This is a genomic window from Arcobacter sp. F155, from assembly GCF_004116455.1.
In the GTDB taxonomy this organism is placed as follows: Bacteria; Campylobacterota; Campylobacteria; order Campylobacterales; family Arcobacteraceae; genus Halarcobacter.
Genome location: NZ_PDJU01000003.1, coordinates 95224 through 117151, shown reverse-complemented (window position 1 = coordinate 117151; position 21928 = coordinate 95224). Strand labels below are relative to the sequence as shown.

Sequence of the window (21928 nt, the reverse complement as noted above, 5' to 3'; positions counted from 1 at the left end):
TCTTGAATATTAGAATACTATTACTAATAACACTTCTCACAAGTTTTCTTTTTGCTAACAATCAAAAAAAAATTATTTATTTAACACCAGATATGTCTATCCCTTTTTGGCAAATAATAGCTAAGGGTGTAAAACAGAGCAGTACTAACTTATCTTATGATTATGAAGTGTTTAGTGCAGATAATAGTTCAAAAAAAGAGTTACAAAATACAATCAAAGCAATCAAAGCAAAACCTGCAGGAATTGTAATCTCTCCCACAAACTCTTCAAACTGCGTAACAGTTTTAAAACTTATCAAAAAAGCAAATATTCCTGTAGTTATTGCAGATATTGGTACTGATGCTGGTGAATATTTATCTTATATCTCTTCAGATAACTTTGAAGGGGCATATAAACTTGGTAAACATTTAACTAAATTTATGAAACAAAAAGATATCACTGAAAGTAGTGTTGGAATAATAGCAATCCCTCAAAAAAGAGCAAATGGAAAACTAAGAACAGCAGGTTTTATGAAGGCTTTAAAAGAAGATGGAATTAAAAGTGCTGATATGAGACAGCAAGTAGATTTTTCTTTAAAAGAGACGTATCTTCATGCAAAAGATTTACTTTTGGCATATCCTGATATGAAAGTTATCTGGTTACAAGGTTCTGATAAATATAGAGGTGCTTTAAAGGCTATAAAAGAGTCAAAAAGAGAAGTGCATTTAATCACTTTTGATGCAGAACCAGAGTTTTTAGAACTAATCCCTAAAAATACTATTGTAGTATCAGGTATGCAACAACCTTTTTTAATTGGTGAAAAAGCTGTTATTACTTTAGATAAGTATTTATCTAAAGAAGATGTTCAAAAGCATATTGAACTTAGTGTTTTAGCAGTGACAAAAGAGAATATTGACAGAAAAATGCATCTAATAAAAAGAAATGTTTTGGGAATAATTGATGAAGCAAAATAGAATTTCTATCTATGTAATACTATTTTTTATAATCATTTCTACAGTTGTATTTGTAGTTGGTTTATACTCAACTTATAAGTATACAACGACAAAGCAAGAGATGATAGAAGATGTTAAATATAACTCTTCAATTACCCTTGCAAAACTAAACAACAACGTAAAAGACTTTATTCTTTCTTATTCTACTTATGAATATAACAATCTAATTTTTAACGAAATGAATAATCCAAATGTAATCGCTATTATCGTAAATGATTATAAAATGGCAGAAATTATTGGAGAAAAAAGTTTTTATTCAGGAAAAATTAGAGATACAAATAGTCTGATTGTTGACTATATAAGTGAAAGTCAAACCCATAGAGAACTACTTTCAACTAGTTCATATAGCAGCGAGCTTAATATATTGGATGATAATGGAAATATCATTGGTAAAATGTATATGTATAGCTCTGATAAAGAGATTAATAGAAGGCTTGATGAAATTATTAGTGATAATATTAATAATATGGTTTTCTTATCTATTTTTATGACTATCTTTTTATTTATTGCTATAAGATACTTCCTTTTAAACAATATCTTTAATATTATAAAAAATATTGAAAACAGAGATAAAGACGGTATTCCTGTAAAGTTTTTATCAACTGATGCTCCTAAAGAGATTTCAAATCTTAGTTCTACAATAAATGGAATGATAGAAGCAGTAAGAGCTTCAAATACCCAACTAAGTGAACTAAAAGAGAGACTTCAACTTGCCTGGGATGGGGTAAATGACGGTATTTGGGATTGGCATATTAAAAATGATGAAGCTTACTTTTCAAAGAACTGGAAAAAGATACTTGATTATGAAGAGAATGAACTAGAAAATAGTCCTAAAACTTTTTTTAATCTTTTACATGAAGATGATAAAGAGCTTGTTAAAAATCATTTAGAAAAGCACTTTTACAATCCTGAACATACTCCTTATGCCCTTGAAGTTAGGATGAAAGCTAAAGATGGCTCTTATAGATGGGTTTTAACAAGAGGGAAAGCTAGTTTAGATGAAAACGGAGAACCTCTTAGAATGGTAGGTTCTCATACTGATATTACAGCTAGAAAAGAGTTTGAAAGAATACTACAAGAACAAAAAGAGGAGTTTGAAACTATCTTTAACTACTCAAAAGATGGTCTTGCAATGTTAGACTTAGAGAGTAATTTCTTAGATTTTAATGACTCATATTTAAAAATGACAGGTTTTACAAGAAAAGAACTTCTTACAAAGTCTTGTATTGGTTTATCTATGCCAGAAGATAAAGAATCAGCTAAAAAAGTAATGGAAGATACTTTAAAGTATGGCTCTGTAGAAAACTTTGAGAAAGCCTGCGTAGTAAAAGATGAAAAGGTTATTGTTACTAATATGTCTATTGCTTTATTGCCTGATAAAAAAAGAGTTATTATTAGTGCAAAAGATGTTACAGACAAAAAACTAATAGAGTCTCAATCAAAACTAGCTTCAATGGGTGAGATGATAGGAAATATTGCTCACCAATGGAGACAGCCTTTAAGTGCTATTTCTACTGTTGCAAGTGGTATCAAAGTAAAAAATGAGTTTGGTATTATAGAGAGTCAAGATGAGATTTTAAATGACATGGATGTGATTATTGAACAAACTCAATACCTATCAAAAACTATTGATGACTTTAGAAACTTTATTAGAGAAGGGGATAAAAAAAGTGATATCTTTATCTCTTCTGTTATAGATAAGACTTTCTCGATTTTAAATTCAACAATTGTAAACAACAATATCAATGTAATTATCAATAAAGTAGATGATATTAAAATTGATGGTTATGAAAATGAGTTAATTCAAGCACTAATAAATATCATAAACAATGCAAAAGATGCTCTAAAAGACCTTGAAAACGATGATGATAAACTTCTATTTATTGATACAAGAGTTATTGATGATGACTTTGTTCTTAGTATTAAAGATAGTGGAGGTGGTATTAAAGAAGATAGCATGGATAAAATCTTTGAACCATACTTTACAACAAAACATAAAAGTGTTGGAACTGGAATAGGGCTTTCTATGGTTTACCAAATACTTACAGACCATCATAATGCAAAGATAAAAGCTTTTAATGAGTCATATAAGTATAATGGAAAGGTTTATAGAGGAGCAAGGTTTGATATAGTCTTTAAAATAGACTAGTTATCAAACTCTTTATAAATATCCTTATTCTTTGAGTAAATCTTATAAATCACACCTTTGTATCTAAACTCCAAATAGTTTGCTTGTAGCCATAATCTATATGAACCACTATGCTCAACCCTTGTTTCATCTTTTATAGTCTTATTTAAATACTCCTCTGCTACTTCGTCACAAACTCCATAAATAGGGTCACCTAAAATAGTATGTCCAATTGAGTTAAGATGTATTCTTATTTGATGTTGTCTTCCTGTAATTGGATTTACTTCTACAAGAGTTATATCTTTTTCTTTATTGTATTTTAGAGGTTTAACATTTGTAATTGACTCTTTTCCCTCTTCTTTTGAGCAAGTAGCCATTCTAACTCCAATAGCTTTTCCCTCTTTTTTTAGGTTTTTATCAATAGTTAACTCTTCTTCAAGTTTTCCTTTTACAATAGCTAAGTAAGCTTTTTTATACTCTTTTTTCTCAAACATTGTAGCAAGAGCATTTGTTGTTTTGTTGTTTCGCCCTACTAAAACTAAACCAGAAGTCTCTGCATCAATTCTATGAGCTTGATTTGCTTTGTCTCCAAAGTGATATCTTATTTCATCAAGTAAAGAGTATTCAGTATTTTTAGAAATAGGATGAATCATTAAGTTTGAAGGCTTATCAAATATGGCAAAATCAGAAAAAGTAACAAGAGGTTTAAGCCCCCTTGTATGTCCCTCAAAAACAGCCATATATATAAAATCTTCTTCTATAATTTGTGATATTTTATAAGGTACTTTGTTACTATTGAATATCCTGCTTTTACTAAGCATACGGCTCGATATTTTGGGGCTTAGAGTTAAATCCTGTAGTAAAGCAATTTGGATTGTTTTTCCCTTAGTAACTGAAAATTTTTTTAAAGTAAATGGCAATATTGTGTCCTAGAAATTAAGTAAAATTTTAGGCAAAAAATATACAAAAATTAATATAAAATTTTGGCTAATTTAGATAACATATCATACTAAAAAAATGAGAAGTTTTTAATAAAATTTAACAAATATAGATAATAAGGGATTTGCAAATGGTTGAAAGATATGCCAGAGAAGAAATGAAAAAACATTGGACACAACATGCAAGATATGCTGCATGGCTTGAAGTAGAAAAAGCTGCAGTTAAAGCATGGAACAAATTAGGGCTTATCCCTGATGAAGATTGTAAAAAAATCGTTGAAAATGCTACTTTCTCTGTAGAGAGAATTGAAGAGATTGAAGCTGTTACAAAACACGATTTAATTGCATTTAATACAAGTGTTGCTGAGTCACTTGGTGAAGAGTCAAGATGGTTCCACTACGGAATGACTTCTTCAGATGCAGTTGATACAGGTGTTGCACTACAAATGAGAGACTCTTTAAAAATCGTTATTGATGATGTAAAGATGTTAATGGAGTCTATTAAAAAAAGAGCTGAAGAACACAAATTCACTTTAATGGTAGGAAGAAGTCATGGTATTCATGGTGAGCCTATTACATTTGGTCTTACTCTTGCAGTATGGTATGACGAAATGGCTAGACACCTTCAAAACCTTGAAGAAACTATGGAAGTTATTTCTGTAGGTCAAATCTCTGGTGCTATGGGTAACTTTGCTCACGCTCCTTTAGAGCTTGAAGAGTATGCAATGGCTGAATTAGGATTAAAACCTGAGCCTTGTTCAAACCAAGTTGTTCATAGGGACAGATATGCAAGACTTGCAACAGCATTAGCTACAATGGCTTCTTCAATTGAAAAATTTGCAGTTCAAGTAAGACACTTACAAAGAACAGAAGTTTATGAAGCAGAAGAGTATTTTGCAAAAGGACAAAAAGGTTCTTCAGCAATGCCTCACAAAAGAAATCCTATCTTAACTGAAAATATCACTGGTCTTGCAAGATCAATTAGAGCTCACGCTATTCCTGCAATGGAAAACGTTGCATTATGGCATGAAAGAGATATTTCTCACTCATCAAGTGAAAGATTCTGGTTACCAGATGCATTTATTACAACTGACTTTATGCTTCATAGAATGAATAATGTAATCGCAAACTTAACAGTAATGCCAGAAAATATGATGAAAAACCTAAACCAAACTGGTGGATTAGTATTCTCTCAAAGAGTATTATTAGAACTTCCAAAAGCTGGTGTTTCAAGAGAAGATGCATATAAAATCGTTCAAAGAAATGCAATGAAAGTTTGGGAAGAAATCCAACAAGGGAAACCAACTCTAAATGAAAATGGTGAATCACTATACTTAGGACACCTATTAGCTGACGAAGATTTAAGAGCTAAATTAAGTGAAGAGCAAATTAGAGAGTGTTTCAACTATGAATACTACACTAAAAATGTAGATGCAATTTTCAACAGAGTTTTTAAAAAATAAATAATTTATAATCGAAAAAGGCAAGCAATATGGCAATTATGATTGAAAAAAGAAATGGGAGAAAAGAGGTTTTAGATATTACTAAAATCCAGAAAATGACAATCGATGCAACAAAAGATTTAGATGGAGTATCTCAATCTGAGTTGGAACTTGACGCACAAATTAAGTTTGTTGATGGAATGAGTTCTGCAGATATCCAAGATGCGCTAATTAAGACAGCAGTAGAGAAAATAGACATAGATGTTCCAAACTGGACATTTGTTGCTGCAAGACTGTTTTTATTTGACCTTTATCATAGAGTTGGGAAATCAACTCATGGTATTAAAGGTGAGCCATATTGCCATTTAAAAGAGTATCTAAAGTATGGAAAAGAAGCAGGAAGATTAATCCCTAATCTTGGTGAAGGCTATGACTTAGATGATTTAAATGACTATATTGATTCAGATAGAGATTTATTATTTAACTATCTTGGAATTAAAACTTTATATGACAGATATTTAATCAAGAACAAAGAAGGAAACCCAATAGAGCTTCCTCAGCATATGTTTATGGCTATTGCTATGTTCTTAGCTCAAAATGAAGAGAATAAGCAACAAAGAGCAAAAGAGTTCTATGATGTAGTATCTAAATTTGAAGTAATGCTTGCAACTCCTACATTATCAAATGCTAGAACAAATAGACACCAATTAAGTTCTTGTTATATCGGTTCATCTCCTGATAACATCGAAGGTATTTTTGATGGATATAAAGAGATGGCACTACTATCTAAGTATGGTGGTGGTATTGGTTGGGATTGGAACCAAATCAGAGCTTTAGGTGGGATGATTGATGACCATAAAAGTGCAGCTGGTGGTACTGTACCATTCCTTAAAATCACAAATGATATTGCAATCGCAGTTGACCAATTAGGTACAAGAAAAGGTGCAATTGCAGTATATGTAGAGCCATGGCATATGGATATTACAGACTTTATTGACTTAAAGAAAAACTCTGGTGAAGAAAGAAGAAGAGCACACGATTTATTCCCTTCATTATGGATTACTGACCTATTTATGGAAAGAATCTTAGAGGACTCTCATTGGACTTTATTTGACCCACATGAAGTAAAAGATTTATCTGAGCTTCACGGTGATGAGTTCAAGAAAAGATATGAAGAGTATGAAAATGATGAGTCTATTACAAAAGATAGAATCAAAGCAAAAGATTTATGGAAGAAGATATTAACTTCTTACTTTGAATCAGGAAGCCCATTCTTATGCTTTAAAGACAATGCAAACAGAGCTAATCCAAATGCACACGTAGGTCATATTAGGTCTTCAAACCTTTGTACAGAGATTTTCCAAAATACAAACCCTAACCACTATAAGATTAGATTAGAGTTTGAAGATGGAACAATTGAAACATACGAAGAAGGAGATATTGTTTTAGTAGATGGTGGACAAGAGAAGAAAGCAAACAAAGTAACTGCACTTGACTCTATCAACGGTAAAAAAGTATTTATTGTTGAAAAAGAGAAGATTGATGGAGATACAGCAGTTTGTAACTTAGCTTCAGTAAACCTATCTAGAATCTTTACAAAAGAGGATATTGAAAGAGTTGTTCCAACTGCAGTTAGAATGCTTGACAATGTAATTGACTTAAACTTCTATCCTCTTAGAAAAGTAAAAGCTACAAACCTAAAATCAAGATCTATTGGTCTTGGTGTTATGGGTGAGTCTCAAATGCTTGCAGAGCAAAAGCTTGTATGGGGAAGTGAAGACCACTTTAAGAAGATTGATACAATTATGGAAGCGATTTCATATAATGCAATTAAATCTTCATCTGAGTTAGCAGTAGAGAAGGGTACTTATCCTACATTTGATGGTTCAAACTGGTCAAAGGGTATTATGCCTCATGACCATGCTCCACAAGCTGTAAATGCACTTGTAGACAAAGATTTATTTGATGCAGGATATGATTGGGATGCATTAAGAGAGCAAGTAAAAGCAAATGGTATGAGAAATGGTTACCTAATGGCTATTGCTCCTACATCATCTATTTCAATTCTTGTAGGAACAACACAAGCTATTGAGCCAGTTTATAAAAGAAAGTGGTTTGAAGAGAACTTATCAGGACTTATTCCTGTAGTTGTACCAAACCTAAGCCCAGAAACTTGGGTTTACTATACACCAGCATATGAAGTAGATCAAATAGATATTATTAAAGCTGCTGCTGTTAGACAAAAATGGATTGACCAAGGGCAAAGTACAAATATCTTTATGAGTTTAGAAAAAGCAAGTGGTAAATATCTACATGAGATTTATACTACAGCTTGGAAGCTAGGTCTTAAATCAACTTATTATTTAAGATCTCAATCTCCTGAGGCTTCTAATGATGTTGAGGACAGAAGTATGGAGTGTGCAGGTTGTCAATAAGATAACCTTACACTTTTTACATACAAAAGTCTAAAATTAAAATATATAATGTCAAAAAAACAGAGGTAAAACAAACGTGGGTAGAAAAACGATATATAATCCAGATTCTAAAGAGACTTTCAACGAAAGAAGAATCTTCGGTGGAAATCCAGATGGAATGATTAACTTCACAAAGATGAAGTATCAATGGGCTTTAAATCTTTGGGATACAATGGAAGCAAATACATGGTTCCCTAAAGAAGTACAAATGACTGGTGATGCTAAGGATTATAAGTATCTAAGTCCAGCAGAAAAAAGAATGTATGATTTAGTACTTTCTCAATTAATCTTTATGGATTCATTACAAACAAATAACCTAATGGATAATATCAATCCATATATCACTGTTCCTGAGATTAATGCTTGTTTATCAAGACAATCTTATGAAGAGGCAAATCACTCAAAATCATACGCAGTTATGGTTGAGTCTATTTCTGATAATACAGATGAGATTTATGAGAAGTGGAAAACAGATGAAAAGCTAAGAGAAAAAAACAACTATATTGCAGATGTTTATCATAACTTAGCTGGCGATATTACTGATGAAAAGATGGTTTTAGCTATGTTTGCTAACCAAATCTTAGAAGGTCTATATTTCTACGCTGGATTTGCTGCTATGTATGCCCTTGGAAAATCAGGGAAAATGCTTGGTTCTTCACAGATGATTAGATTTATTCAAAGGGATGAAGTAACTCACTTACTTCTTTTCCAAAATATGATTAACTCTACTAGAAAAGAGAGACCTGAACTATTTACAGCTGAATTAGAGCAAACTGTAAGAGGTATGTTTAGAAAGGCTGTAGAGCTTGAATCTTCTTGGGGTGCATATATTACTCAAGGACAGATTTTAGGGTTTACAGACGCTATTATCACTCAATATATCCAATATCTTGCAGATAGAAGACTTGAAGCTGTTGGTTATGCTCCTGAATATAATGTGAAGCATCCTATTCCTTGGGTTGATGGGTATGCATCATTTAATGACCAGAGAACTAACTTCTTTGAGGGGAACGTAGTTAACTATTCGAAAGGTTCGATAGACTTCGACGATTTTTAATAGGTCTTTTAGACCAATCTTTGCGTTGGAGCAGAACTTTAGCTCAAGTCACTTGACATGAGCAAGCTCCTTTCGCTAAAAACCTCCTCCGCCTTAATCTTGACAAAAATACCTATTAAAATACTTTTAGATATAATTAAATAATTTAAAAAATCATGGATAAGATATTGAAAAAAGATAATACACTTTTTAATTTAGGATTACTTTTTAGTGCAGCAATTATATTTGTCTTAGGAATATTTGCTTTTTATATTGATACTTTTTCAAATAAAGTAATTACAAAAGATACACAAAGCTTTGCTTTCTTTGGAGATTTTATAGGAGGAACATTAAATCCTATATTAGCATTTTTAGCTTTTTTAGCATTACTATATACAATAAAAATACAGTCAGATGAGCTAAGTGCAACAAGAGAAGAGTTAGCAAAGTCTGCAAAAGCTCAAGAAGAACAAAGTACATCTCTTGAACTTCAAAATAAAGCAACTAGTTTACAAATATTTGAGAGTACATTTTTTCAACTATTAAAGTTGCATAATGAAGTTATAAATAAGTTTTTTATAGGTAGATATAGTGGAGATGAGGCTTTAGCTGAATATTTAGGAGATTTTTATACCTCTAGAATAAATAATACATATTTAACAGAAGAAGAGTTAAAAATACTATTTAATAATATTAAAAGGAAAAAAAGCTTTAAATTTTTTAGAACATTGATATCTATCTTAATATTAATTTATGATAATCGGAATAAATTAGAATATAAACAAATTCAAAACTACTTATTTATTATACAATCTCAAATATCTGATGCAGAGTTAGTATTATTTTATTATTATGTAATAATTCGTGAAAATGGGAAATTTAAGTTTTTAGTTGAAAAATATTCTTTTTTTGAAAAAATAAAAATAGAAAAATTAAGTTTCTATGACTTGGTTTACTATGATATAAGTGCATTTGGTAAAAATCAGAAAATTATAGATAAATATAATGAATTAAAAGAAAAATCCACATCTGCAAAAGCTGAGGATTTGTAAAATATTTGCGAAATATGTGAGGACTGTTTGAAGAAATAAAAGTGACAAACTCACTTTTATTTATGAGTTCCGCAACATAGCAAATAGTTTTCAAATATGAAGGCACTTGCTTTAGCAAGCTTTGAAGCCGTGGTTGCTTTTTGCGATACTTTTTTCAACAAAAAAGTATCATCTCTTAAAGGCTTTAGCCTTTCTTTATTTTGTAACTTGAATGAAACCAACCCTTAATAAAATAATCTTATCAAATATAAAAAAGGGGAAGTTATGACACTAAAATATGAGAGCGGATTTTTATTTCTAAGTATGAGTATTAGCTACTTTACAACAGCATATTTAAGCTATTTTTTCATTTACTAATACTATCTATTTCTTCTATCTTTACAGGTTTTGCAAAATAGTAACCTTGGAATAGCTTACAACCTAAGCTAACTAAAAAGTCATATTGCTCTTTAGTCTCTATTCCTTCTGCAACTACTTGCAAGTCTAAAGCCTCAGCAAATAGAAGTATACTTTTAACAATAGCTTCATCAGCTTTGTTTTCTAAGATATTATTTACAAAAGACCTATCTATCTTGATTTGATTTAAAGGTAGTTCTCTTAGGTATTGTAAAGATGAGTATCCAGTTCCAAAGTCATCTAAAGAGACTTGTACCCCTAACTCTTTTATTTTAAGCATCTTATCTTTTACCTCTTCAAGACTTTTTGCGAGTATTGATTCTGTTAGTTCTACTTTTAGAAGATTTGATTTTACATTGTATTGCTTTAGATACTTTTCAATAACAGATACGAAATCCTCCTCTAGAAACTGTTTTGCACTAATATTAATAGCAATGACCCAATTTGATGTTTCTTTGCTTTTTTGCCATGTTTCTAGCTGTTTACAAGCTGTTTTTATAACCCATGAACCAATAGGAATAATCAAACCAGTCTTTTCAGCAGTAGGAATAAAAGTATCAGGGGGAATCATTCCTTCTTCTGGATGTATCCATCTGATTAAAGCTTCTGCTCCATATACACGATTTTCATCATCATATTGTAGTTGATAATAAAGCTTGAAATGCTCCTCTTTTATAGCTTTGATTAGTTGTGAATAAGTATCAAGATGATTTTGTGCCATATTCTGTGCTTGTTTATCAAAATATGAAAAGCTCTTTTCCTCTTTCTTTGCTTGATGTAAAGCTGTATCTGCTTGTTTTAGTAGCTTATTTGCGTTGTTGCAGTTTTTGTTATAAATAGATAGTCCTGCGTAGATTATAGGGTTTATTGTTTTATCTTCTATTTTTATTTGCTCAGATAAAGTAGATATTAAAAACTCTGTTAAAAGTTTAGCTTCAATAGAGGCTTGGTTTTTATGTTCGTGAATATGCGGAAACCAAACAGCAAACTCATCAGCTGCTATTCTAGCTATGATTGAAGCATCGTTAAATATCTTCTTTATTTTTGAAGTGATTACCTCAAGTACTTTATCTCCTACACTATAACCATAAGCGTCGTTAATCATCTTAAAATCTTTTAAATCAAAACAAAGAAGTAATCCCCATCTAAACTGCTCTTTTTTGTCTAGGTGAGTTTGTATTTCATTTAAAAGCATCTCTTTATTTGCTAATCCAGTCAAAGAATCATATTGTTTTAGGTATTCAACCTTTGCTTCTGTCTCCTTTTGAATAGTTAAATCAATAAATGAAGCAACATAATAAATCACATTTAAATCATCATCTAAAACAGCTTGGATAGTTAGGTGTTCTGGGAAGATTGTTCCATCTTTGTGTTTATTATATATTTCACCACTCCAGTGATTATACTTATTTAGCTTTTCTTTCATCTCTTTATAGAAGTTTTCATCTTGATATCCAGACCTCAAAACACTAGGAGTTTTTCCTATAACTTCCTCTTTTTCATATCCAGAGATTTTAGTAAAGGCTTTATTTACTTGAAGAATTCTTTCCTTTGCATCAGTAATCATCATACCACTTCTAGTTTCAAAAGCAGCAGCAGCTATCTTTTCAGCTTTTTGAGAGTTTTCAATTCTTTGAAGCATATAATTGATTTCATCATAAAGTTTGCCTATCTCATTATCTTCATTTGTCTTGGCTCTATTTTTTAAAGAATCGATAATATCAATCTTACTTAAAAAAGATACTAGTTTTAAAATAGGTTTTGTAAATCGTTTAGCAAAGAAGTTTGCAAGGGCAAAAGATAAAAGTAAAAGTATTATAGAAATAGAGATTAAAATAGGAATATCTCTTTTTACTACATCCCCTAGAGTTTTTACTTTAAAGTTTAGCTCAACAACTCCTAGTTTTGTGCCTTGATATGTGGCATCAACATAGAGTTTTAAAAGGTTGTTTTTAATACTACTTATTCTTTCAAAATCATCTTTTAGAGGTTTTGCTTCAAAGTTTTTATTGTCTTTACTATATTGGAAAACAGCTTTTTTATCTGTTTTATAAAGAACCATTGAGTCAATATTATCAAAAGACTTTAACTTACTTGTAATATCTGCTGCAACAGCTACTTTCTTTAGCAAGATAAGTTTTGCAATATCTTGGCTTAATACTTTTGCAACAGTACGAGATAGCTCAATAGTTTTGTCATACTGAGATTTCATATTCCAGTAAACAAAACCAGAATATCCTACTGTACCAGTTATCAAAGTAACTAGTAAAATCATTAAAGTAAGTCTTCTTTTTATTGAACCTCTGTACTGTTTTTGTGTCATAACTACAATGAAGGGTTATCTATAGGAACTGCTTCGTCATTTCCCCACTCTGCCCATGAACCATCATATACACTAGCTTTATATCCTAGTTCTTGAAGCACAATATAGTTAAGTGCAGCGTCAGCTCCACCGTCACAATAAAGGATTATCTCTTTATCTTTGGGAATATCTTTATATACAGTTTTTAATTCATCAAGATTTTTAATCTTATTACCTGTACTAGTAACTTGGTAGTTTTGTGTACAAGCATAGTTTTGTGCTGTAGGAATATGTCCAAATCTTTTTGCAATAGACTCTTTACCTAAATAGTGAGACTCTTTTCTTCCATCAATAATTGTCTTTTTACCAATAGAAAGTAGGGTACTTAGTTTAGTTTGAACCTTTGTATTATCAACTCTTGGAGTAAAGTTACTTTTTTTAGGAATAAAAGGTTTAGAACTAAGAGTTAGGGCATTTTCTTCCCAGTTTTTATAGCCTACATTTAAAACACCAACATTGTTGTGTCCTAGAATTTCAAGTATCCAATAAAGTCTTGCTGACCAGATAAAACTTCCATCATCATATGCAACAACTAAAGAGTCCTTTTTGATTCCAGCATTAGAGAAAAGTTCTTGGAGTTGTTCAATATTTGGCATAAAGAATTTTTCAGCAAAAAGATTCTCTAAAGCAGGGATATTAACTGCATTTTTTATATGGTCTTTTTCATAAAGCTCTTTTTTTCTTAAGTCCAATAATATAAGATTTGAATTTGAGATATTTTGTTTTAACCAAGTTAGGTCAACTATTGAGGGCATATTTTTTTCATTAGCAAAAACACAGATGCTAAAAATAAAGATTAACAGTAGTTTCTTTACCATTTTGTGGCCTTTATAGCAAATTAAATAATAAGTATAGCCACTATTTTCTTAAGTTTATAGAGTTAGTTATAAAAATTAATTTAAATTTAAGCTATAGCTCTAGTTTATAGCCAACACCCTTGATATTTATAATAGAATCTTTGCCAAGTATCTTTCTTAGGTTTTTAATATATGTTCTAACTGTAGTATCTGTTGGGGCTTCGTCATAAACCCAATTATTAAGGGCTATTTCTTCTATAGAAACTGCTTTATTTGAGTGTTTTAAGAGGTATTCAAAAACCTTTGCTTCTGTCTTTGATAGTTGAAACTTTTCATCTTTTAAAAGAATGGCTTTTAAATCATAGTTGTAAGAGATTTCATCATTTATCTTTTGCTCTTCCTTTGATTCTATTTTTCTTAGTCTTTTTATATTGTCAATTCTAAGTTTTAACTCACTTAGGTGAAAAGGCTTTCTTATATAATCATCGGCTCCTGCGTTAAAACCTGTTTCCATATCTTTTGTAGTGTGAAGTGAAGTTATAAAAATAGTTGGAATATCTATTGAGTTTGCTTTAAGGCTTTTTAATAAATCAAAGCCATTTATAGAAGGTACATTTACATCTAAAATAAGTAAGTCAAAGTGTTGCTCAAAAATAAGTTCATAGGCTTCTTGCCCATCATAAGTAGAAACTGTTTCATACTCTAACTCTTCTAAAAACTCTTCAATAATCTCATGTAAAAGGGTATCATCTTCAAGTAATAATATTTTCATTTTTAAACTCCATAATAAAGTATATAAACTACACGTGGAAGTTATGTGGAAAATGCTATAATCAATTTTCAAAAGGAGTATACCATAGATTTAACTAGAAGTGAAAAAGTAACCTTTATAAGATTTTTGTCTTTATATTTAGGGGCTTCATTTATTTTATTACTGTTATTATCATTGTTATATTACCAAAATGAAAAGACACTACATCTTGATTTAGCAAAAACAAAAATGGAGAATATCTCTTCTCAATTATCTTCAAGAATTATCTTTTCACATATGATGGAATCAAAACTAGATATTGATGATTATTTAAATATGAAGCAATATGAAATCGCTTTTTATGATAGAGAAGGTAAAAAAATCCTTGGAAATTTTAATGATAAAATAAAATTAGAAAATGGTTTTTATCAAAAAGATAGCAACTATATATTAGTAGATAACTCTACCTTTGGACACCTAGGTATTTTTCACACAGTAATAAAAGATAAACTCTTCCACTCTTTAGTTCATACCACTAGAAACAAAGTATTAGTAGTATTTTTAATCACTTACTCTTTTATTGCCCTTATTGGGTTCTTTTTAGCAAAACTATTTATAAAACCTATCAAAGATGAAAGAGAAAAACTAAACAACTTTATCAAAGACACAACCCATGAATTAAATACTCCAATAAGTGCTATTTTGATGTCATCAGAAAGTGATAATCTCACAAAAAAACAGCTTGAAAGAGTAAAGCTAGCAGTTCATAGAATCTCTGAAATTTATAGTGATTTAACCTATATCTTCTTAGAAGAGAAAGATGAAAATAGGGTAGTTCATGAACTTGAACTAAAAGCTTTAATAGAAGAGCAACTAAAATATTTTGAAGTAATAGCTTTAAAAAGAAAGATAACTATTCACCTAGATTTAGAAGAGTTTTCTTATAAAATAGATAAAAATGACTTCATAAGATTGTTTAACAATATCCTTTCAAATGCAATTAAATACAATAAAAAAGAGGGTGAAGTTTTTATTACTTTAAAGAACTCAATACTTAGTATAAAAGATACAGGAATAGGGATTGAAAAGAAAAAACTAAATGATATCTTCAACAGATACTATAGAGCTACAAAAGAGCAGGGTGGTTTTGGTATTGGGCTTAATATTGTTCAAAATATCTGTAAAGAGTATGATATAAGTTTTGATGTAAAATCTCAAGAGAGAAAAGAGACTACTTTCACTTTCAAATTTTAATTTTCCACACACTTTCCATATTTAACAACTACACTTCTTAGAATAAAATCTAAGGAGACAAAATGAAACTATTGAAAATCTTTTCAATGATTGCACTTTTTATAGGTGTATTAAATGCAGACCCAATTGATTTAAATGGGAGCAAAAACGGATATGACGTGACTTTAAAGTCTGAAAAGTCATTAGTAGTTGGAGACAACACTTTCTATGTAACATTAGCAAAAGATGGTAAGCCTGTAACAGATGCAAAAGTAAAAGCAAAATTCTTTATGCCAGAGATGCCTGGTATGCCATATATGGAATATGTTGGAAAAGCAAAGTTAGTTGATGGTAAATACAAAATGTTAATCAACTTTACTATGAGTGGTACATGGCAGTATCATTTAATGTTTAAAACTGCTGATGGAAAAGTACACAAACTTAGATCTAGCGTGAATTTATAATGTTAAAGCAATCTCTTACTCTCATCTTGTTGTCAAGTCTATTGACAAGTTCTATTTATGCAAAGGAAGTAAGGCAAGTAGTAAATGAAGCTATTAATACAAATAGTTCACTACAAGCTTTAGAACAATCAATTCTTTTAGCAAAAGAACAAATTAACCTTGCAGGAAAATGGCAAAATCCGATTTTAAATTTTGGTGCAAATGATATTCAGTTTGATGATATTTCTAAAAGAGATTTAGAGCCTATGCAAGCGCAGTTTATTGGTCTTAATCAAATGATACCAATAGGAGATAAAAAAGAGTTAGAAGAAGAGATTGCAAGAGATGACTATGAGCTTTCAAAGTTAGTATTAGCTGATAAAAAGCTTGAACTAGAATCAAAAATATATGAGTATATATACAATATAAAATTAGTTGAAGAAAGAGTTGCTCTTTTTTCTAAGTTAAAACAAAATATTGCAGAACTACAAAAACTTTTAGAAGAGTTTTATAAGTACAATAAAGCAAGCCAAATTGATATATTAAAGGTGCAAACTTTATATGATGAGCTTGATATAAGCGAACAAAAACTAAACAATAATCTTAGGGTTTTTAAACTTCAGTTAGAACAACTAACATATACAAAGTTTAAAGATATAGATATTAGTACTGAGTTAGAAAAACTTACTTTAGTAAACAATATTGATTCACACCCTAAGATTTTGCAAATTGAAAAAAATATTGAGAAGTTTAACACTACTTCAAAATTTGAAGAGGAAAAGAAAAACTCAGATATAAATTTTGGAGTAAAATATTTCCAAAGAGATAGTAAATATGAAGACTATATAAATATAAGTGTTGCAATTCCACTTTCTGTTTATGGAAGTGAAGATATAAAAGCACGAAAAGCAAAATTCAAAGCAAATGAATATAAAAATCTTTTACAAGATTCAAAACTAAAATTTACAAATCAAATTAAAATTTTACAAGACAATATAGATAATGCTTTTTATTCATATAAAAAATTAAATGAAAGCATAATTCCAAAATATAATCAAATTCAAAAAACACTAGAAAGTTATAATAGATTTTCATCATTGAAGCAAATTGATTCAAAACAGTTAATTAGAAACTTGAATGAATTAATCAAGTATAAACTAAAAGCGATTGATGAAAAACAGAAATATTTCACAAATTTATCAAATTCTATCTATTTTACAAAGGTTAATAAATGAAAAAGTACATACTAGCCCTATTTTTAGGGGCTTGCATATTAAATGCTGAAATTCTTGAAGTAAAGCAGTTGTTCAACAAAAAGCTCACAGAAGTTAAAAAAGAGCAAATAGGCCCTTTAAAAAGCTTTTATGGACGTCTAGCATTTGATGAGTCAAGAGTTTTTGATGTTGTAAGTAGATTTGATGGATATATAACAAAATTAGATGCTAATAAACTTTATTCTATGGCAAAAAAAGATGAAGCACTTTTTTCAATTTATTCAGATGAAGTTAGTTCAATTATTCAAGAGATTAATATTGCTAAAAAATTTAACAAAAGTTTAGTTGAAAGTAATGTAAATAAATTAAAAGCTTTAGCCGTTCATAAAAAAGAGATAAAAAGAATTATTGATGGAAAAGAGTATATTCATGATATTGCCTTTTATGCTCCTTATGATTCTGTAGTTATTAAAAAAGAGATAAACAATGGAAGCTTTGTAAAAAAAGGAAGTCTTTTAGTTCAACTTGCATCATTAAAAAAACTTTGGGTTATCGCAAGTGTATATCAAAAGGATTTATCTTTTGTAAAGAAAGGTCTTAAAGCAAAAGTTTATATTGATGGTTTTGCTGAACCAGTTATCTCAACAGTTGATTATATCTATCCTACAATAGGTGAAACAAATAAAAGTGTTGATGTAAGACTTGTGATAGATAACAAGGATTTAAAGTACTCACCAAATATGTTTGCTAAAGTTGATATAAAGCAAATCAACAAAGAAATTTTAACTTTACCTAAGACAGCAGTTTTACAAAAAGGTAGTAAACACTATGTTTTCCAATACCTTTCTGAGTCAGAGTATGAGCCAATAGAAGTTACTGCAAAAAGAATTTCATCAAATAAATATGAGATTATAGATGGAATCCAAGAAGGGCAAAGGGTTATTAATAATGCTCTTTTCTTACTTGATTCAGATGCAATTACAAATGGACTTTATAGTTCAGATGATGATGACTGGTAGGATTAATTATGGTTGAATCAATTATTTCACAAAGTATAAAAAACAAATTTTTAATTATCTTTGCAATGCTTGTATTAGCTATTGGCTCTATTTGGGCAATTAAAAATACAAGCTTAGATGCACTTCCTGACCTTTCACCTCCTCAAGTAATTGTGCAAGTGAAGTGGGCAGGGCAAAGTCCTAAGACTATAGAAGAGCAAGTTTCATATCCTCTTATTTCAAATCTTATGAGTCTTCCAAATATTGAGACTGTAAGAGCTATGAGTTCATTTCAAAATGCACTTATTTATGTGATATTTAAAGATGGAACAGATCTTTATGATTCTAGAAATAGAATCCTAGAGCAGCTTTCACAACTTCAAGGTGCTTTCCCAGAAGGTGTTGATGTAGCTATTGGTCCAGATGCTACAGGCGTTGGTTGGGCTTATCAATATGCTTTAAAATCAGATACAAAATCACTTGATGAGTTAAGAACGCTACAAGACTACTATTATAAGTTTGCACTTTTAGGTGTTGATGGTGTTAGTGAAATTGCATCTATTGGTGGATTTATTAAAAACTATGAAATCACTATTGACCAAGATAAGATGGTGCAATATGATGTTTCAATTGCTGATTTAAAAAAAGCCTTAGAATCAAACAATGATGAAAAGGGTGGAAGAATTATTTTAGAAAATGGTTTTGAACACATGATTCAAGCAAAAGGTTTTCTAAAAACTGTTGAAGATATTGAAAATATTACAATAAAGACATTTGATGCTAATCCTTTATTTGTAAAAGATATTGCAAGTGTTAATATCACTTCATCAAATAGAAGAGGAATGGCTGATTTAAATGGTCAAGGTGAAACTGTTGGTGGAATTGTAGTTGTAAGATATGGTGAAAATCCTTATTCAGTAATAAAAAGAGTTAAAGCTAAACTTGATACTTTAAAAATAGATGATGTAGAAGTTGTTGAAGTATATGATAGAAGTTCACTTATTGATAAAGCAATTGATACACTAAAAAATACTCTTATTGAAGAGTCTATTATAGTTATGATTATTGTGGCTCTGTTTTTATTCCACTTTAGGTCAGCACTAATTATTATCATTACTTTACCACTTACAGTTATGATTACTTTTTTACTGATGAAGTTCTTTAACTTAGGTTCAAATATTATGAGTTTAGGTGGTATTGCAATTGCAATTGGTGCTATGGTTGATGCAACTATTGTTATGGTTGAAAATGCCCATAAACATCTTCAAGGTAAAGAGGATATTTCAAATAAAGAGAGAATTGATATTATAATCAAGTCTTCTAAACAAGTAGGGCGACCAATCTTCTTTGCTTTAGTTCTTGTTGTGGTTTCTTTCTTACCAATTTTTGCTCTTACAGGACAAGAAGGAAGATTGTTTACACCACTAGCATTTACTAAAACATTTGCAATGGTAGCTGGAGCAATTTTATCTATTACTATTGTTCCTATACTTATGATTTATTTTATAAAAGGAAAAATTCTAAGTGAAGATAAAAATATTTTAAATAGATTTTTTGTGAAGCTTTATTCTCCTATTTTAAAACTATCACTTAAATTTAGATTTCTAATAGTTGCATTTTTTGTTCTTACTTTAGCTCTTGTATATCCAGTATATAAAAAGTTAAACTGGGAGTTTATGCCTATGATGAATGAGCAAACTTTTATGTATATGCCAGTAACTCCATATGGTATTGGTGTTGATTTATCAAAGGAATTAACTCAAAAAACAAATCAGATATTAAAGTCTTTCCCTGAAGTAGATACGGTATTTGGTAAAGCAGGGCGAGCAGATACTGCAACTGACCCAGCACCTTTAGCAATGATTGAAACAATAGTTACATTCAAACCAGAAGAGCAGTGGCGAGAGGGAATGACATATAAAAAGCTTATGCATGAGATGGACCAAAAATTAAAAGTAGCTGGTCTTATTAACTCATGGACATATCCAATTAGAGGTAGAATTGATATGCTTCTAACAGGTATTAGAACACCTTTAGGAATTAAGCTTTATGGAAATGACCATCAAAAGTTAGAAGATACTGCTTTAGAGTTTGAGAAAAGACTTAAAAAACTTGATTCAACTCTGTCTGTATCAACTGATAAGATTAATTCTGGGTACTATTTAAATATTCATATTGATGAGCAGATGTTATCAAGATATGGTATTACAAAAAATGATATTTTATCTACTGTGTCTTTAGGTGTTGCAGGTTCAAAAGTTACAACGCTATTTGATGGCTTAGAGAGATATCCAGTTTCACTTAGATTTGAAACAACTCAAAGGGAAGATATAAATGCTTTAAATAATCTTCAAGTAAAAACTAAACTTGGATTCCAACCTTTAGAGATGTTTGCAAAGTTAAATTATGAAGAGGGACCATCTGTAATTAAATCTGAGAAAGCACTTAATGTTAACTTCATTTATATTACTCCTAAAGGCGAAATCTCATCAAAACAATATAAAGATGAGGCTAAAGAGATTCTAGCTGATATGAAGCTTCCTGAAGGCTTTTATTATGAGTGGGCAGGGCAGAGTGAATATTTAGAATCAGCAATGGAAAAATTAGCTTACATTATTCCTTTGACATTTGTGTTGATATTTATTCTTATATATTTTGCTCTTAAAAATATCACATATACTATGATTATATTTTTTACTTTACCGTTTGCCCTAACAGGTGGAGTATTTTATTTGGAAATTTTAAACTTTAATATGTCAATAGCAGTTGTTGTTGGATTCTTAGCTTTACTTGGAGTTGCAGCTGAGACTTCTATAGTAATGCTTGTATATTTACATGAAGCAATGAAAGAGCTACAAGAAAAGTGTGAAGAGCCAGATAATACTCATATCTTCCATGCGATTTATAAAGGGGCAGTATTAAGACTTAGACCAAAGCTTATGACATTGTTTGCAATCTTAGGTGGGCTTATTCCTATTATGTATATTGATGGGGTAGGAAGTGAAGTAATGCAAAGAATAGCTGCACCTATGATTGGAGGAATGACTTCTTCCGCGATATTAACATTAGTGATAATACCTGCAATTTTTTATATACTTGCAATTAGAAAAAAGGGTAAAATGGCGGAAATAGATATTTCCCATTAAAAGAAAAAAAATGTGTAGTTATCACACGATAACTACACATAAAAGAAGTAAAATACTTCTACAGTTTTAGCAAATATAATGGAACTCTAACTTACACATAGACATAATATAACCAAACAACCAACCAGCAAAGAGACTTCTCCTTAAGAAGGGGTTCCATTATATAACTGTAAGTTTTGATTTTATATTTTATTGTAGTTTTCGATAAGAGAAGACTAGAATTGTCTTCTAGGTCTCTCTTCTCTTGGTTTAGCTTCGTTAACTCTTAAAGTTCTACCTTCAACTTCGTTACCGTTTAGTTTTTCAATTGCTTCAGAACCAGATGCAGCATCTGCCATTTCAACAAAACCAAAACCTTTTGATCTTCCAGTTTCTCTATCTGTGATAACCTTAGCGCTTTTTACTTCACCGAACTCAGCGAAAACTTTTTCTAAATCACTATCACCCATTCTAAATGATAGATTTCCAACATAAATGTTCATTACTTTTATTCCTTTGTTTAAGTAAAGAACATTATGCCTTATTA

General features: G+C 30.2%; 16 protein-coding genes. 11 read left to right on the top strand and 5 right to left on the bottom strand.

All coding sequences use genetic code 11. The features are described 5' to 3' along the window. The first annotated feature begins 2 nt into the window (after positions 1 to 2). Together CRV03_RS05105 and CRV03_RS05100 are read left to right on the top strand one after the other, a co-directional pair. Positions 3 to 953: a substrate-binding domain-containing protein gene (locus CRV03_RS05105; protein WP_258239011.1), complete on the top strand. Its 951-nt coding sequence runs from the start codon at positions 3 to 5 to the stop codon at positions 951 to 953. Beyond that, entirely contained in the window at positions 940 to 3141 is a 2202-nt protein-coding gene (locus CRV03_RS05100; protein WP_129084070.1) for a PAS domain S-box protein, read from the top strand. Before CRV03_RS05105 ends, CRV03_RS05100 begins: the two co-directional genes overlap by 14 nt. Here CRV03_RS05100 and CRV03_RS05095 read toward each other — a convergent pair. Then, the gene (locus CRV03_RS05095; protein WP_258239010.1) at positions 3138 to 3860 is read right to left on the bottom strand and encodes an RluA family pseudouridine synthase; all 723 of its coding nucleotides are present in this window, start codon (positions 3858 to 3860) and stop codon (positions 3138 to 3140) included. The two genes, CRV03_RS05100 and CRV03_RS05095, sit on opposite strands and share 4 nt — an antisense overlap. A gap of 329 nt (positions 3861 to 4189) precedes the next feature. Between CRV03_RS05095 and purB the strand changes: the two genes are divergently transcribed. The 4 genes from purB (at position 4190) to CRV03_RS05075 (ending at position 10062) form a co-directional block, all read left to right on the top strand. Continuing rightward, positions 4190 to 5521 (top strand): adenylosuccinate lyase, encoded by a 1332-nt coding sequence (gene purB, locus CRV03_RS05090; RefSeq protein ID WP_129084068.1) that lies wholly within the window; start codon positions 4190 to 4192, stop codon positions 5519 to 5521. A gap of 29 nt (positions 5522 to 5550) precedes the next feature. After that, positions 5551 to 7935 carry a ribonucleoside-diphosphate reductase subunit alpha gene (locus tag CRV03_RS05085; protein WP_129084067.1) on the top strand — a complete coding sequence of 795 codons (2385 nt, stop codon included), beginning with the start codon at positions 5551 to 5553 and terminating at the stop codon, positions 7933 to 7935. Between the two features lie 76 nt (positions 7936 to 8011). After that, positions 8012 to 9031 (top strand): ribonucleotide-diphosphate reductase subunit beta, encoded by a 1020-nt coding sequence (locus CRV03_RS05080; protein ID WP_129084066.1) that lies wholly within the window; start codon positions 8012 to 8014, stop codon positions 9029 to 9031. A gap of 167 nt (positions 9032 to 9198) precedes the next feature. Beyond that, positions 9199 to 10062 (top strand): putative phage abortive infection protein, encoded by an 864-nt coding sequence (locus CRV03_RS05075; RefSeq protein ID WP_129084065.1) that lies wholly within the window; start codon positions 9199 to 9201, stop codon positions 10060 to 10062. Between the two features lie 346 nt (positions 10063 to 10408). Here the strand turns inward: CRV03_RS05075 and CRV03_RS05070 are convergent, their stop codons facing one another. The 3 genes from CRV03_RS05070 to CRV03_RS05060 all read right to left on the bottom strand — a co-directional run bounded on the left by CRV03_RS05070 (position 10409) and on the right by CRV03_RS05060 (position 14389). Continuing rightward, positions 10409 to 12781, bottom strand: a complete 2373-nt coding sequence (locus CRV03_RS05070) for an EAL domain-containing protein (RefSeq protein WP_129084064.1) — start codon at positions 12779 to 12781, stop codon at positions 10409 to 10411. Between the two features lie 2 nt (positions 12782 to 12783). Then, positions 12784 to 13638 carry a sulfurtransferase gene (locus CRV03_RS05065; protein WP_129084063.1) on the bottom strand — a complete coding sequence of 285 codons (855 nt, stop codon included), beginning with the start codon at positions 13636 to 13638 and terminating at the stop codon, positions 12784 to 12786. A 91-nt stretch (positions 13639 to 13729) separates the two neighbouring features. Further along, positions 13730 to 14389, bottom strand: coding sequence for a response regulator transcription factor (locus CRV03_RS05060; protein ID WP_129084062.1), 660 nt, complete (start codon positions 14387 to 14389; stop codon positions 13730 to 13732). Between the two features lie 45 nt (positions 14390 to 14434). On the opposite strand from CRV03_RS05060, the gene CRV03_RS05055 reads away from it, so the two are divergent. The 5 genes from CRV03_RS05055 (at position 14435) to CRV03_RS05035 (ending at position 21402) form a co-directional block, all read left to right on the top strand. Then, a complete protein-coding gene (locus CRV03_RS05055) occupies positions 14435 to 15622 on the top strand; it encodes a HAMP domain-containing sensor histidine kinase (protein ID WP_258239009.1) in 1188 nt (395 codons plus the stop codon). 62 nt (positions 15623 to 15684) lie between these two features. After that, positions 15685 to 16065, top strand: a complete 381-nt coding sequence (locus CRV03_RS05050) for a FixH family protein (protein WP_129084061.1) — start codon at positions 15685 to 15687, stop codon at positions 16063 to 16065. 41 nt (positions 16066 to 16106) lie between these two features. Further along, on the top strand, positions 16107 to 17279 hold the full coding sequence (locus tag CRV03_RS05045) for a TolC family protein (protein WP_164968618.1): 1173 nt from the start codon (positions 16107 to 16109) through the stop codon (positions 17277 to 17279). Continuing rightward, positions 17276 to 18277, top strand: a complete 1002-nt coding sequence (locus tag CRV03_RS05040) for an efflux RND transporter periplasmic adaptor subunit (RefSeq protein ID WP_129084059.1) — start codon at positions 17276 to 17278, stop codon at positions 18275 to 18277. Before CRV03_RS05045 ends, CRV03_RS05040 begins: the two co-directional genes overlap by 4 nt. 8 nt (positions 18278 to 18285) lie before the next feature. Then, a complete protein-coding gene (locus CRV03_RS05035; protein ID WP_129084058.1) occupies positions 18286 to 21402 on the top strand; it encodes an efflux RND transporter permease subunit in 3117 nt (1038 codons plus the stop codon). Between the two features lie 215 nt (positions 21403 to 21617). Here the strand turns inward: CRV03_RS05035 and CRV03_RS05030 are convergent, their stop codons facing one another. Then, the gene (locus tag CRV03_RS05030) at positions 21618 to 21884 is read right to left on the bottom strand and encodes an RNA-binding protein (protein WP_129084057.1); all 267 of its coding nucleotides are present in this window, start codon (positions 21882 to 21884) and stop codon (positions 21618 to 21620) included. Between the last annotated feature and the right edge of the window lie 44 nt (positions 21885 to 21928).

What these genes read in the sequence shown, in the direction of transcription:
- CRV03_RS05100 (WP_129084070.1), top strand. Translation starts at nt 940, where the DNA reads ATGAAGCAAAATAGAATTTCTATCTATGTAATACTATTTTTTATAATC.
- CRV03_RS05095 (WP_258239010.1), bottom strand. Translation starts at nt 3,860, where the DNA reads ATGGCTGTTTTTGAGGGACATACAAGGGGGCTTAAACCTCTTGTTACT.
- purB (WP_129084068.1), top strand. Translation starts at nt 4,190, where the DNA reads ATGGTTGAAAGATATGCCAGAGAAGAAATGAAAAAACATTGGACACAA.
- CRV03_RS05085 (WP_129084067.1), top strand. Translation starts at nt 5,551, where the DNA reads ATGGCAATTATGATTGAAAAAAGAAATGGGAGAAAAGAGGTTTTAGAT.
- CRV03_RS05070 (WP_129084064.1), bottom strand. Translation starts at nt 12,781, where the DNA reads ATGACACAAAAACAGTACAGAGGTTCAATAAAAAGAAGACTTACTTTA.
- CRV03_RS05065 (WP_129084063.1), bottom strand. Translation starts at nt 13,638, where the DNA reads ATGGTAAAGAAACTACTGTTAATCTTTATTTTTAGCATCTGTGTTTTT.
- CRV03_RS05060 (WP_129084062.1), bottom strand. Translation starts at nt 14,389, where the DNA reads ATGAAAATATTATTACTTGAAGATGATACCCTTTTACATGAGATTATT.
- CRV03_RS05050 (WP_129084061.1), top strand. Translation starts at nt 15,685, where the DNA reads ATGAAACTATTGAAAATCTTTTCAATGATTGCACTTTTTATAGGTGTA.
- CRV03_RS05040 (WP_129084059.1), top strand. Translation starts at nt 17,276, where the DNA reads ATGAAAAAGTACATACTAGCCCTATTTTTAGGGGCTTGCATATTAAAT.
- CRV03_RS05035 (WP_129084058.1), top strand. Translation starts at nt 18,286, where the DNA reads ATGGTTGAATCAATTATTTCACAAAGTATAAAAAACAAATTTTTAATT.
- CRV03_RS05030 (WP_129084057.1), bottom strand. Translation starts at nt 21,884, where the DNA reads ATGAACATTTATGTTGGAAATCTATCATTTAGAATGGGTGATAGTGAT.